10 protein-coding genes are annotated in these 12,858 nt (G+C 40.4%); all 10 read left to right on the top strand.

Features of this window, described 5'->3' with window-relative positions:
• Nucleotides 1-3 precede the first annotated feature (3 nt).
• Complete coding sequence (frr, locus tag IGK01_RS08130; RefSeq protein ID WP_023519849.1) at nucleotides 4-561, top strand: ribosome recycling factor; 558 nt, start codon at nucleotides 4-6, stop codon at nucleotides 559-561.
• A 180-nt stretch (nucleotides 562-741) separates the two neighbouring features.
• Nucleotides 742-1,548 (top strand): isoprenyl transferase, encoded by an 807-nt coding sequence (locus IGK01_RS08125; RefSeq protein WP_010735188.1) that lies wholly within the window; start codon nucleotides 742-744, stop codon nucleotides 1,546-1,548.
• Nucleotides 1,545-2,345, top strand: coding sequence for a phosphatidate cytidylyltransferase (locus IGK01_RS08120; RefSeq protein WP_023519848.1), 801 nt, complete (start codon nucleotides 1,545-1,547; stop codon nucleotides 2,343-2,345). Before IGK01_RS08125 ends, IGK01_RS08120 begins: the two co-directional genes overlap by 4 nt.
• Before the next feature lie 200 nt (nucleotides 2,346-2,545).
• A complete protein-coding gene (gene rseP / locus IGK01_RS08115) occupies nucleotides 2,546-3,814 on the top strand; it encodes an RIP metalloprotease RseP (RefSeq protein ID WP_062805088.1) in 1,269 nt (422 codons plus the stop codon).
• Nucleotides 3,815-3,872: 58 nt separating this feature from the next.
• On the top strand, nucleotides 3,873-5,582 hold the full coding sequence (locus IGK01_RS08110; RefSeq protein ID WP_010735191.1) for a proline--tRNA ligase: 1,710 nt from the start codon (nucleotides 3,873-3,875) through the stop codon (nucleotides 5,580-5,582).
• A gap of 404 nt (nucleotides 5,583-5,986) precedes the next feature.
• Entirely contained in the window at nucleotides 5,987-10,339 is a 4,353-nt protein-coding gene (locus IGK01_RS08105) for a PolC-type DNA polymerase III (RefSeq protein ID WP_137072540.1), read from the top strand.
• Nucleotides 10,340-10,544: 205 nt separating this feature from the next.
• Nucleotides 10,545-11,018, top strand: coding sequence for a ribosome maturation factor RimP (gene rimP / locus IGK01_RS08100; protein WP_010735193.1), 474 nt, complete (start codon nucleotides 10,545-10,547; stop codon nucleotides 11,016-11,018).
• Between the two features lie 21 nt (nucleotides 11,019-11,039).
• Nucleotides 11,040-12,227: a transcription termination factor NusA gene (nusA, locus tag IGK01_RS08095; protein ID WP_010735194.1), complete on the top strand. Its 1,188-nt coding sequence runs from the start codon at nucleotides 11,040-11,042 to the stop codon at nucleotides 12,225-12,227.
• Between the two features lie 23 nt (nucleotides 12,228-12,250).
• Nucleotides 12,251-12,544 (top strand): RNase P modulator RnpM, encoded by a 294-nt coding sequence (gene rnpM / locus IGK01_RS08090; protein ID WP_010735195.1) that lies wholly within the window; start codon nucleotides 12,251-12,253, stop codon nucleotides 12,542-12,544.
• Entirely contained in the window at nucleotides 12,541-12,852 is a 312-nt protein-coding gene (locus IGK01_RS08085; protein ID WP_010735196.1) for a YlxQ-related RNA-binding protein, read from the top strand. The genes rnpM and IGK01_RS08085 overlap by 4 nt, the downstream gene beginning before the upstream one ends.
• Nucleotides 12,853-12,858: the final 6 nt, after the last annotated feature.

The following is a 12,858-nucleotide window of genomic DNA, read 5'->3' as shown; positions in this document are numbered from 1 at the left end:
ACAATGGCAGATGCAATTATGACAGAAGCAAAAGACAAGATGCAAAAAGCAGCACAAAATCTACAACGTGAACTTGGACAGATCCGTGCCGGCCGTGCGAATGCGAGCTTATTAGATCGTATAACTGTTAATTATTATGGCGCACCAACACCATTGAACCAATTAGCATCGATCCAGATCCCAGAAGCAAGAGTATTGATGATCACACCATTCGATAAAAGTGTGCTTCAAGACATCGAAAAATCGATCATGGCAAGCGACATCGGTATCAGCCCAACAAATGACGGAAATGTGATCCGTTTAGTCATTCCTCAGTTAACAGAAGAACGTCGGAAAGAATTAGCGAAAGACGTGAAAAAAGAAGCTGAAAATGCGAAAATCGCTGTCCGTAACATTCGTCGTGATGCAATCGATGAGTACAAGAAACAACAAAAAAATGGCGATATCACAGAAGATGATTTGCGTGACTTAGAAAAAGAAGTGCAAACTCTAACAGATGATAGTATCAAAGAAGTAGATCGTATCGCTGCAGACAAAGAAAAAGAATTGCTTGAAGTATAAGAATCAATAAAGACAGGTGGACAGTGTGAAGTGCTGTCTCCTGTTTTTTACTTTTTGACTAAGAAAAACTAAAAAATCCTTTGAATTTGCGTAAAAAAAGGGCTATACCATAGGAAATAACGATAGATATTGCTATAATGGTAAAGATAGTTGTAATTTTTTAGTATGGGAGGAAAAAGAATGTTACGTTTTTTTCCGCAAAAAAACAAATATATTCAAGAAAAAAGTGAGCACCATTTTGATGCGCAGAGAGATATCCCGAAACATATCGCCATCATCATGGATGGGAATGGTCGTTGGGCACAAAACCGTCGTCTTCCACGAGTGGCTGGCCACAAAGAAGGCATGGAAACCGTTAAGAAAGTCACTAAAAAAGCTTCTCGACTTGGGGTAAAGGTGTTAACGCTCTATGCGTTTTCAACCGAAAATTGGAAACGTCCAAAAGAGGAAGTCAATTTTTTGATGCAATTACCTGTAGACTTTTTTGATACGTTCGTCCCTGAGTTGATTGCTGAAAATGTCAAGGTACAAGTGATGGGCTATGAAGAACTTTTGCCGGAACATACGCAAGATGCAGTACGCCGTGCCATTGAACAAACCAAAGAAAATACGGGAATGATCTTAAACTTCGCACTGAATTATGGTAGTCGGGCAGAAATCATTTCTGCAGTCAAAGCAATCAGTGAACAAGTAAAAGAAAACGATCTTTCTACGGAAGACATCGACGAGGACATGATCGCGGATCATTTGATGACCGGTTTCTTACCTCCCGAACTTCGCGATCCAGGATTAGTCATCCGGACAAGTGGCGAAGAACGGATCAGTAATTTCTTATTGTGGCAGATTGCTTATAGTGAATTATATTTTTCAAAAGCCTTATGGCCAGATTTTGACGGCGCCCATTTAGAGGAAGCAATCGCTTCTTATCAACATCGAGACCGTCGTTTTGGTGGCGTAAAAAGTGTAGATAAAGGAGAACAATCATGAAGCAACGTGTGATCACTGCGGTCGTAGCATTGGCATTATTTATTCCGATCATTTGGATCGGAGGAATTGGTCTTGAGCTAGTAGCGGCTTTATTAGCAGTAGTTGGTGTCTATGAACTTTTTCGTATGAAAGGATTGACACTATTAAGTTTTGAAGGAGTTCTTTCTGCCATTGGTGCAGTTTTTCTTGTCCTGCCGAAAGAGCGCTGGTTTTTCTTTTTACCTGAACAAACAAATGAATTTATGTTGTTTTATTTGACTGTGATGATCCTATTGGGTGCCGCTGTCTTCTCAAAAAATATGTATACGATCGATGAAGCTGGTTTTCCAGTTGTTACTAGTTTATATGTCGGTTTTGGTTTTCAAAACTTTGTTAGTGCGCGTACAGAAGGAATCAACGTATTACTTTTTGGCTTGTTCATCGTTTGGGCAACCGATATTGGCGCATATCTAGTTGGTAGACGTTTTGGTAAGCGTAAGCTATGGCCAGATATCTCACCCAATAAAACGATTGAAGGTGCATTAGGGGGAATAGGTAGTGCGTTAGTTGTTGCCTTACTATATTTCTTACTTTATCCACCACAAGAATTGTTTGGACATGGCTTATTCGTCATGTTACTCCTAACGATCATTCTATCGATCGTAGGCCAATTTGGGGATCTAGTCGAGTCGGCAATTAAACGCCACTATGAGGTCAAAGATTCAGGGAACATTTTACCTGGACATGGTGGGATCTTAGATCGATTCGATAGTCTATTGTTCGTCTTTCCAGTCATGTACTTATTTGGATTGATATAAATAAAAATTCTGTAAAAGAAGCTTCCGAAGCCAAAAGTTTTTCGTCCGTCAATCAGACACGATCGGTAAGGAGATTCTTTACAGGATTTTTATTTTTTTACATTTTAATAGGTGCTTGGTGAAGTGTCGATAATATGGTAAAATTAAGTAGTTTTATTTTAACTGAATAAAAAATAATGATTAATGTAAAGGAGAATAGGATGAGAACAATTATCACGTTCATTATCGTTTTTGGCATCTTAGTGATCGTACATGAATTTGGCCACTTCTTCTTTGCGAAACGATCAGGAATCCTAGTTCGCGAGTTTGCGATTGGCATGGGACCTAAAATCTACGGTCATCAAGCAAAAGACGGCACGACTTATACATTGCGTTTGTTACCGATCGGTGGCTATGTGAGAATGGCTGGGAATGGGGACGACGAAACGGAAATGGCCCCAGGAATGCCGTTATCACTCTTGATGGATTCAGATCATGTCGTAAAGAAAATCAATTTAAGCAAAAAGATCCAATTGACCAATGCGATCCCAATGGAATTGATCCGTTATGATCTTGATGAAGCACTCACGATCACAGGTTATGTGAATGGTGATGAAACGCAAGAAGTAACGTATGCAGTGGATCACGATGCTTCGATCATCGAGGCGGATGGGACTGAATTGAGGATCGCACCGAGAGATGTGCAGTTCCAATCAGCCAAATTATGGCAACGAATGTTAACTAACTTTGCAGGTCCAATGAATAATTTTATTCTAGCAATTCTATTATTCATCGTATTAGCGTTCATGCAAGGCGGGGTGACTGTCACAAATACCAACCAAATCGGTGTTGTTACGCCAGACGGAGCTGCGGCTGCAGCCGGACTGAAAGAAAATGATGAAATTCTTTCAGTAGAGGGAAAATCAATCCAAACATGGAATGATCTGACAGCGATCATTACTGAAAATCCAGATAAACCACTTGATTTTGAAGTTGAACGAAATGGACAGGTTTCTTCTGTTGAAGTGACACCGAAAGCAATTGAGTCAAATGGTGAAAAAATTGGTCAACTTGGGATACAAGCGCCAATGAAAACTGGCTTCTTCGATAAGATCATCGGTGGAACACAACGTGCATTTAGTAGCTCTTTGGAAATATTCAAAGCATTAGGTTCATTATTTACCGGCTTTAGCTTGGACAAATTAGGTGGACCGGTGATGATGTTCCAATTGTCTTCTGAGGCAGCGAATCAAGGGATCATGACAGTCATTGGTTTGATGGCTATCTTATCCATGAATTTAGGGATCGTCAATTTATTACCGATTCCAGCATTAGATGGTGGAAAACTAGTCTTGAATATTTTTGAAGGTGTCCGTGGTAAACCACTTAGTCAGGAAAAAGAAGGCGTTTTGACGCTCGTTGGTTTTGGCTTCCTGATGCTATTGATGGTATTAGTAACATGGAATGACATTCAACGATTCTTTTTCTAGAAAAAGTAGGGTATAATGACATGCGTTAGATTATTTGAGGAATAAAGGAGTTTATATAATGAGACAATCAAAAATGTTGATTCCAACATTAAGAGAAGTTCCAAATGATGCGGAAGTATTAAGTCATCAAATCTTACTACGTGCCGGTTACATTCGTCAGGTTTCGGCTGGAATCTATTCTTATTTACCACTTGCAAATCGTGTATTAGAAAAATTAAAAACGATCATGCGCGAAGAATTTGAAAAAATCGGCGCAGTAGAAATGTTGATGCCAGCGATTTTACCTGCTGAGTTATGGCAAGAATCTGGTCGTTATGAAACATACGGTCCCAACTTGTATCGCTTGAATGATCGTAACGATCGTCAGATGATCTTAGGACCAACACATGAAGAAACATTTACAGAATTGATCCGTGATGAAGTCAATTCATACAAAAAATTACCTTTGAATCTTTATCAGATCCAAGCAAAATACCGTGATGAAAAACGTCCCCGTTTTGGACTATTGCGTGGACGCGAGTTTATCATGAAAGATGCTTATTCTTTCCATGCGTCTCAAGAGAGTTTGGATGAAACATACAAAGATTATGAAAAAGCTTATACAGAGATCTTTAAGCGTTGTGGTCTAGAGTTCCGCGCGATCATCGGTGACGGTGGGGCGATGGGCGGAAAAGACTCAAAAGAATTTATGGCAATCTCAGAAATTGGTGAAGACACGATTTGTTATTCAACAGAAAGTGACTATGCAGCAAATTTGGAGATGGCGACGAGCTACTATGTGCCAAAAAAATCCCATGAAACACAATTGGAAATGGAAAAGAAAGAAACACCAGATGTGAAAACCATCGAAGAGGTTGCAGCTTTCTTTGACGTTCAACCACAAAAAATCATTAAGTCTGTACTTTTCACAGCAGATGAGCAGCCTGTTCTAGTTTTAGTTCGCGGCGATCATGAAGTCAATGATGTGAAATTGAAAAACTTCTTAGGTGCAGATTTCTTAGAAGAAGCAACAGAAGAAGAAGCGAAAAACTATTTAGGCGCTGATTTTGGATCAGTTGGACCAATCGGTGTAGCAGAAGAAGTCAAAGTCTATGCGGATCGTCATGTTCAAGATCTGGCCAACGCGATTGCGGGAGCGAATGAAACTGGCTACCATTATATCAATGTCAATCCAGAACGTGATTTCAATGTCCTAGCATATGAAGACTTACGCTTTGTCCAAGAAGGCGATCCTTCGCCAGATAATAATGGCGTATTAGCCTTCACTCGAGGAATCGAGATTGGGCATATCTTCAAACTAGGTACACGTTACAGTGAATCAATGGGTGCTACTGTTCTTGATGAAAATGGTCGTGAAAAACACGTGATCATGGGTTGCTATGGTATCGGTGTGAGCCGTCTACTTTCAGCGATCGTTGAACAAAATGCTGACGAAAACGGTATTCACTGGCCAAAAGGCATTGCACCATTTGATTTGCATGTCGTACAAATGAACTTAAAAGATGAGTTCCAAACGAACTTGACGAATGAAGTGGAAAAAGCAATGAACGAAGCCGGTTATCAAGTACTTGTTGATGATCGCAATGAGCGTGCCGGTGTTAAGTTTGCTGATTCTGATTTGATCGGATGTCCAATCCGTATCACCGTCGGTAAAAAAGCAGTAGATGGCATCGTCGAAGTGAAAATCAAAAAAACAGGTGAAATGGTCGAAGTTCGGAAAGAAGAACTCGTAAATACACTACCGATTTTATTGAATCAAGGCGAATAAATAAGAGTGGAAAAGTCGTATCAGTCTTTTAGAAGACGGAAGCGACTTTTTCATTTCCTTTTCTTCAGTTAATGAACGGTGTTCAAGAAGCAACACTTCAATAATAAGCCAAAAAAATCAAAATGAAAAAGCCATTTTTCGATTTTCTTGTCTTATTCCTCAGTGCTGATCGCTTTTTTCACAACCTGATAAACGGTTTTCGAAAAGCTAACCTTCAACATTAAGCTGGAAAATTAAAAAATATGAAAAGCTATTTTCTGATTTTCCATCTTACTGCTCAGGTCAGAGCGCTTTTCTTACAACCTTAATGAAAATTTCCCTAAAAAGGGTTATACTAAATAGTATTGAAAAGTAAGGGTCGGAAATGGAATAATTTCTGGTCTTGACAGAAAGGGCGTATATTTTTGTCAGAAAAACGAGAGTTATTTGAGAAATTATTGGAGCAGATCCAATTAGAAGAAACAGAAAAAGCACATCCGCTTATTTCTGCTGGGGAAATGGAACAGGTGGTGGTCCATCGTAAATCTCGTCTGTGGGAGTTTACGTTACGTTTTCCAGCTATTTTGCCTGTGATGCTTTATCGCTCGCTGGTGCAGCATGTTATACTTGCATTCAAAGAAATTGCTGAGGTGAAAATCACAGTCCAAGCAGCGGATCAAACATTCGATGAACAACTCTTACAAGATTATTGGTCGCAAGCACTGGAAAGTCAGCAATGCGATACACCTTTAGTACAAAAGGTATTAAAGACGCAAGTACCAATGATCAAAGAGCATAAGGTGATTTTGCCTGTTGATGGTGAAGGAGCGATCGGCTATCTTAAACAACAATATCTGCCATTAGTAGAACAGTTATTTGTTAGTTACGGTTTTCCTAAGTTTCGAATCGAACCAGAAGTTGATGAGCAACAAGCAGAAAGAGTCCTAAAGCTTTTTGAAGAAAGACGACAAGAACAGGCTGAGGCGTTCATGAAACAAGCAGCTGAAAGCTTGATTGTTCATGAACAAAAGAAAAAAGAGCGCAAAGAGCAATTACCAGCGCTTGACGGGCCAATCCAGCTAGGTAGAAATATCCCGAATGATGAGCCTATCACACCGATGATCAATATCTTGGAAGAGGAACGCCGGGTAACGATCGAAGGCTACGTGTTCGATAAAGAAGTACGCGAGCTTCGTTCAAAACGTAAGATTTTGACATTGAAGATCACAGATTACACTTCTTCATTTATCGTCAAAAAGTTTTCAAATAATGAAAAAGATGAACAAATCTTTGAAGCAATCAGTACGGGTAGTTGGTTGAAAGTTCGTGGGAGTGTACAAGAAGACACGTTTGTTCGTGACCTAGTGATGAATGCCCAAGACATTTTAGAAGTCAAACATGCACCACGTAAAGATTATTCTCCTGAAGGGGAAAAGCGTGTCGAATTACATCTTCATAGTAATATGAGTACTATGGATGCAACGAACAATATTTCAGATCTTGTGGCACAGGCAGGTAAGTGGGGACATAAAGCAATTGCAATCACTGACCATGGCGGTGCACAAGCATTTCCAGAGGCACATAGTGCAGGGAAAAAAGCTGGTGTGAAGATCTTGTATGGTGTCGAAGCGAATGTGGTCGATGATGGGGTGCCGATTGCGTATAATGACGCCCATGATTCATTGAGTGAATCCACTTATGTCGTGTTTGACGTGGAGACAACAGGTTTGTCTGCTGTTTATGATACGATCATCGAGTTAGCTGCTGTTAAGATGTACAAAGGAAATGTCATCGAAAGTTTTGATGAATTTATCGATCCTGGACATCCCTTATCACGAACAACCATTGATTTGACAGGGATCACGGATGAAATGGTTCGCGGTTCAAAATCTGAGGAGGAAGTTTTACGCTTATTCTTGGAATTCTCAAAAGATGCGATCCTAGTTGCCCATAATGCGGCATTCGATATGGGATTTTTGAATACAAGTTATGCCAAATACAACATCCCTGAAGCAGCCAATCCAGTTATAGATACCTTAGAATTAGCTCGTTATTTATATCCACAATTCAAACGGTTTGGTTTAGGTGTACTATCCAAAAAATTCGGTGTTAGCTTGGAACAACATCACCGCGCGATTTATGACGCGGAAGCAACCGGACATCTGGCTTGGATATTTATCAAAGAAGCGATGGAAAACCACGAAATGTATTATCACGATCAGTTGAATGCCCATGTAGGTGAAGGTGATTCTTACAAACGGGCGCGACCTTTCCATGTCACATTACTGGCTAAAAACCAAGCTGGATTAAAAGACCTGTTCAAATTGATCTCGATGTCAAACGTCGATTATTTTGAACGCGTGCCACGAATCCCCCGATCACAGCTGAAAAAATTCCGACAAGATTTGTTAGTTGGCTCTGCCTGTGACAAGGGTGAGATTTTTGAAGCCATGATGCAAAAAGGGGTAGAAGAAGCACGTAACCGGGCGAAATTTTATGACTATATCGAAGTCATGCCTAAAGCTGTCTATGCACCACTCCTGGAGCAAGAGCTTGTCAAAAATGAACATGACTTAGAAGAAATCATTCGTAACTTAGTAGAAATCGGCAAATCATTAGATAAAATCGTTGTAGCGACAGGAAATGTCCACTACCTGAATGAAGAAGATGCGATCTATCGTAAAATCTTGGTCAATTCGATGGGGGGAGCCAATCCATTGAATCGTCACAGTCTGCCCGAAGTGCATTTCAGAACAACAGATGAGATGCTGACTGCATTCTCCTTCTTAGGTACGGATTTAGCAAAAGAAATCGTAGTTGAAAATACCAATAAGATTGCAGATATCTGTGAAGAAGTCGTGCCAGTGAAAGATGAATTATATACCCCTAAAATTCCTGGTTCGGAAGATGAAATCACGGATCTAAGTTATTCGAAGGCAAAACAAATGTATGGTGATCCATTACCGGATATCGTAGAAAAGCGTCTGAAAAAAGAGCTGGATTCGATCAATGGTAATGGCTTCTCAGTGATTTATTTGATTTCACAAAAGTTAGTGCATAAAAGTAATGAAGATGGCTATTTAGTAGGTTCTCGTGGCTCGGTTGGTTCTAGTTTCGTCGCAACCATGACAGGGATCACAGAGGTCAATCCATTGGCACCTCATTACTATTGCCCAGATTGTCAGTATTCGGAATTTTATGAAGATGGAACTTATGGTTCAGGATTTGATATGCCTGAGAAAAAATGTCCAAAATGCGGTACTCGTTTAAATAAAGATGGGCATGATATTCCGTTTGAAACATTCTTAGGTTTCCATGGCGATAAAGTACCCGATATCGATTTGAACTTCTCAGGGGATTATCAAGCAGAAGCCCATCATTATACGAAAGTATTGTTTGGCGAAGAATATGTCTATCGTGCGGGAACGATCGGTACTGTTGCGGATAAAACGGCGTATGGATTCGTTAAAGGGTTTGAACGTGACCACAACTTGCATTACCGCAGCGCCGAAGTGGATCGCTTAGCCAAAGGTGCTACTGGGGTCAAACGAACGACCGGACAGCATCCAGGAGGGATCATTGTTATCCCCGATTATATGGATGTATATGATTTCACGCCGATCCAATATCCGGCAGACGATCAGAATTCAGAATGGAAAACGACCCACTTTGATTTCCACTCGATCCATGACAATGTCTTGAAACTTGATATCCTGGGACACGATGATCCAACGGTGATCCGGATGTTGCAAGATTTATCTGGGATTGATCCACAAACGATCCCAACCGATGATCCAGAAGTCATGCGGATCTTTTCTGGACCCGAAGTCTTGGGAGTCACACAAGAACAGATTTATTCTAAAACAGGTACATTAGGGATACCGGAATTTGGGACACGTTTCGTTCGTGGGATGTTAGAGGAAACACACCCAACGACTTTTGCGGAATTATTGCAGATCTCTGGTCTTTCTCATGGTACGGATGTTTGGTTAGGGAATGCAGAGGAATTGATCAAACGTGGGGATGCGACGCTGGCTGAAGTAATCGGCTGTCGTGACGATATCATGGTTTATTTGATCCATGCTGGCTTAGATAGTGGGATGGCGTTCAAAATCATGGAGACGGTGCGTAAAGGATTATGGAATAAGATCCCTGACGAATTGCGTGAAACGTATTTGACCGCAATGAAAGAAAATAACGTACCTGACTGGTACATCGATTCTTGTTCGAAAATCAAATACATGTTCCCGAAAGCCCATGCGGCTGCTTATGTCTTGATGGCGCTACGGGTTGCTTATTTCAAAGTTTATTTTCCGATATTGTATTACTGTGCCTATTTTTCCGTTCGTGCAGATGACTTTAATCTTGTTGCTATGTGCAAAGGAAAAGAAGCAGTGAAAGAGGCGATGAAGGAAATCACGGATAAAGGCTTAGATGCTTCTGTAAAAGAAAAGAATCAGTTGACAGTTTTAGAGTTAGCCAATGAGATGCTAGAACGTGGCTTGAAATTCGGAATGATCGATTTATACAAATCCGATGCAGTAAACTTTGTGATCGAAGGAGACACGCTGATTGCGCCATTCCGTGCGGTACCAAGTTTAGGGGCCAACGTAGCGAAACAAATCGTCGAAGCTAGAAAAGATGGTCCTTTCTTATCCAAAGAAGACTTGGCAACTCGTGGGAAAGTCTCGAAGACATTGATCGAGTATATGACAGAAAATGGTGTCTTGAAAGATTTACCTGATGAAAATCAATTATCGTTATTTGATATGTTATAAAAGTCAATGTGAGAAATGAAAATGAATCAAAATGAAAGCAAAGATTAGTAAAGCTGGTTGCCAGTTGGTTCTAATGATATGGCTTGTCATTTAGAGTGATTTATGTTATAGTTATTTAAGGTAATGATACTAACTGTGAGTGAGCGGAATTTTCGCTCACTCTTTTTAATGGAATTACGGATCTAATTTTAAGGAGGCGAAATCTTTGAGTAGCGTCGTTGAAACAGTCACAGAAATGGTGACACCGATCTTAGATGAACAAAAGTTTGAGCTAGTAGAAGTAGAATTTGTCAAAGAAGGAAAAAGCTGGTTTTTACGGGTGTTTATAGATAAAGAAGGCGGAATCGACATTGAAGAATGCGCATTTGTCAGTGAAAAATTAAGTGAGAAACTTGATACGACAGAGCCAGACCCGATACCACAAGCATATTTCCTAGAGGTATCATCTCCAGGCGCAGAACGCCCTTTGAAAAAAGAGGCAGATTATGAAAAAGCACGAGGAGAGTATATCCATGTGTCTTTATATCAACCAGTTGACGGAGAAAAACAATACGAAGGTTTTCTCCAATCATTTGATGCTGAACAGCTTACATTGAAGATACGCATAAAGACACGGGAAAAAGAAATTGTTTTTGACCGTAAGAATATTGCCAAAGCTCGCTTAGCAATCCAATTTTAATCACGGAGAGGAAACAGAAGAATGAGTAAAGAAATGTTGAACGCGTTAGATGCTTTAGAGGCTGAAAAAGGAATCTCAAAAGAAATCGTGATCGACGCTTTAGAAGCTGCGTTAGTTTCTGCATACAAACGCCATTATGGGCAAGCACAAAACGTAGAAGTAGAATTTGAACAAAAAAAAGGCAAGATCCATGTCTATGCAGTGAAAGAAGTCACTGAAGAAGTGATGGACTCACAATTAGAAGTATCTTTGAAAGACGCCTTGTTGATCAATCCTGCTTACGAGATTGGTGACAAGATCCGTTTTGAAGTCACACCAAAAGATTTCGGTCGTATCGCTGCCCAAACAGCGAAGCAAGTCATCTTGCAACGTGTACGTGAAGCAGAACGCACGATCATCTATAACGAATTCAGTGCTTATGAAAAAGACATTATGCAAGGGATCGTTGAACGTCAAGACAAACGTTATATCTATGTCAATTTAGGTAAAATCGAAGCGGTACTATCAAAACAAGACCAAATGCCAAATGAATTTTATCAACCACATGATCGTATCAAAGTATATGTATCACGTGTTGAGAATACATCAAAAGGCCCTCAAGTCTTTGTTAGCCGTAGTCATCCTGATCTTTTGCGTCGCTTGTTCGAACAAGAAGTACCAGAAGTTTATGATGGACTTGTTGAAATCGTCAGTGTGGCTAGAGAAGCAGGCGATCGTTCAAAAGTGGCTGTCCGCTCAACGGATCCGAATATCGATGCTGTCGGCACGTGTGTTGGTCCTAAAGGCCAACGTGTCCAAGCGATCGTGAATGAATTGAAGGGCGAAAACATGGATATCGTCGAGTGGGATGAAGATCCTGCGGTGTTCATTGCGAACGCATTGAATCCTTCACAAGTCGTGGATGTCATTTTTGACGAACAAAATCCAAAAGCTTGTACGGTCGTTGTACCGGATTATCAATTGTCATTGGCAATCGGTAAACGCGGACAAAATGCGCGTCTAGCAGCCAAATTGACGAACCACAAAATCGACATCAAATCAGAGTCAGACATGACTGAATTCTATGAGAAAAAAGCTCAGGCAGAAGCAGCAATCTCTGAAGAATTACACGATGAAGCAATCATCCAATCAGATTTGACAGATGATGAATATCAAACAATCGCATTTGAAGACGAAACAGCTGAAGTAACTGAACAAGAAGAAATTTAACTGCTAGTGAAGGAGGCAAAGAGATGAAACAAAGGAAGATCCCTTTACGCAAATCTGTGGTTTCAGGTGAAATGAAACCAAAAAAAGAGATGATTCGTGTCACACGTTCAAAAGAAGGTGTGGTATCGATCGATCCTACTGGAAAAATGCCTGGACGAGGAGCGTATGTCTCACTTGAGCCGGAGGAAGTACAACAAGCTTGGGATAAACATCTCTTGGATCGTGTACTTGAAGCTAAGCTAACAGATGAATTTTATCAAGAACTATTAGATTACGTCACTCACCAAAAAGCCCGAAAAGAGCTATTTGGCGAATGAATGGAATGAATCGGCAAAAAGCCATGAATCTTATTGGTCTAGCGATGCGTGCAGGGAAAATGATCACAGGTGAAGAATTGACGATCGGAGACATCCGTCGTCAAAAAGCCAAGATCGTTTTCGTCGCAAGTGATGCCAGTGAGAATACCAGAAAAAAAATCAAAGATAAGAGTTCGTACTACGAAGTTCCTTGCTTTGAGCTGTTTTCTGAGGAAGAAATCACGCAGATGATCGGTAAACCTCGGAAAGTGATAGGAATCACGGACACCGGCTTTGCAAAAAAGGTCAAGGAGCTAATTGAAGGTTAGGAAGGT

Origin of the sequence: Enterococcus sp. AZ080 (assembly GCF_051714945.1) — a bacterium.
Classification (GTDB): Bacteria; Bacillota; Bacilli; order Lactobacillales; family Enterococcaceae; genus Enterococcus_B; species Enterococcus_B pernyi.
This window is presented reverse-complemented; position numbering and strand designations above follow the sequence as displayed.